The sequence below is a fragment of the Aquirufa beregesia genome (genome assembly GCF_011090385.1).
Classification (GTDB): Bacteria; Bacteroidota; Bacteroidia; order Cytophagales; family Spirosomataceae; genus Aquirufa; species Aquirufa beregesia.
This window is the reverse complement of record NZ_SEWW01000020.1, coordinates 1-1,717: the sequence shown is the minus strand read 5'-3', so window position 1 is coordinate 1,717 and position 1,717 is coordinate 1. Positions and strand designations below refer to the sequence as shown.

At 37.6% G+C, this 1,717-nt stretch carries 1 protein-coding gene; it reads left to right on the top strand.

Annotated elements, in window-relative coordinates; all coding sequences use genetic code 11:
• Positions 1-216: 216 nt before the first annotated feature.
• Complete coding sequence (locus tag EWU23_RS13690) at positions 217-1,263, top strand: nucleotidyl transferase AbiEii/AbiGii toxin family protein (protein ID WP_205753190.1); 1,047 nt, start codon at positions 217-219, stop codon at positions 1,261-1,263.
• Positions 1,264-1,717 lie beyond the last annotated feature (454 nt).

Here is a 1,717-nt window from a genome sequence, read left to right as displayed (position 1 = left end):
TTTGGAGATAATTTGAGAAAATAAACTTATGTTTGCCATGGGAAGAGGGTTAGTTTTTTTGTGCACCTCAAAGTTAATTGAGTTAAAAAACTTCTCTTCCTTTTTTAATCGTTTAGGACGCTATTGATTAAGGACAAATGTTTTACAGAGAAGTGGTTGGAGCACTTCAAAAAGCAAAAGGATCACAAACGAATTGATAAGATCATTCTCGAAAAAATGATTTATGCTTTACATTTACTGGAAAGACTCAAAGCAAATGGACTTGAATTTGTCTTTAAGGGAGGGACCAGTTTGGTGCTCCTGCTCAAAGAAGCAAACCGATTCTCAATTGACATTGATATCATCTGTAAAACAGATAGAAAAGATTTTGAAGAAATTCTGAACAAGGTTATCCAAACATCCAATTTCAAGGATTGGAAGCTGGACAAACATCGTAGCTACCAATCTGGAGTTCCCAAAGCTCACTACAAGCTTTCCTTTGATACCAATCAGCAAGGTTCCGGAACGATCTTATTAGATGTTTTGATTGAAGATCCGATTTACCCGGAACAAGCTGAAATGCCAATTATCACAAATTGGATCGAAACGGAAACTGTGACTATGGTCAAGGTTCCTACCATAGATGCCATTACCGGTGATAAGCTCACTGCCTTTGCACCCGACACGATTGGCATACCATATTTCAAAGGAAAAGACATGCAGCCCTTCTCGATGGAGATTTCCAAACAACTCTTCGATTTGAGCAAATTGTTTGAGCATATCACAAACGTTGAAATGGTAGCAAAAAGCTTTATGGCTTTTGCCGAACAGGAAATTAGCTACCGAAAAAATGGCAACCCAGAGAGTGAACTAACTCCTGAAAAGGTATTACAAAATACCATTGACACTTGCCTTATCATTGCCAAAAAAGGTGGAGGCTCTGATGACGAAAAACAAAAGTTTGCTGAATTGCAAAGAGGAATTAAATCTTTTGATTCAGGCTTCCTGATGTCGGGTAATTTCCGAATTGATGATGCCGTACCAGCAGCAGCTCGCATTGCTTACTTATCTGCTAAGATTTTAGTAAACGACATGTCATCCATTGCTTATTTTGAAGGACAAGACATCAAAGGATTAACCATTGAAGATTCAGATTGGAACTTTCTGAACAAGCTGAAAAAACAGCCCGATAAGTCATCATTCTACTATTGGTATCAAACGGTACCATTATTAACCAAGAAAACAGCAAGTCAAATAGATAATGAAAATGACAGCAACAATTAGACTGACAAGCCACGGCAGACATGGAAGCACTGCTGATAACAGTCGTTTAGCTCAGTGGCGGGTGAAGTGGTTAATTGAACATTCTACTTCGTATCAACTTTTGTGGTGTATTGACAGTTTTGTGCTCCAAAATCGCCAACTTCTTGTAGCTGCCGACCGTTGGGCGTAATTTTAAGAAGACTTGAAACGAGATAAAATATATGAGGACTTACATTTTTCTTCCGATTTTTCGGTAGAGGATTGGAATGCGTTAGTAAAACTAAAATTAGGTAAGTACTTCTCTGAGGAGTCTGCTCTTGAAAAGAACAAGGAGATTTTAAGAACAGAAATCAATACTGTCCTAAACGTTTTTGATTTCCGTAAAACTACTTGATTGCTATGAAATTGGAGGTATTTTATTGTTTTTAAAAAAGTAACCCCTGTACATATTTATCGTTTGGTTCTTTTGGGGGTT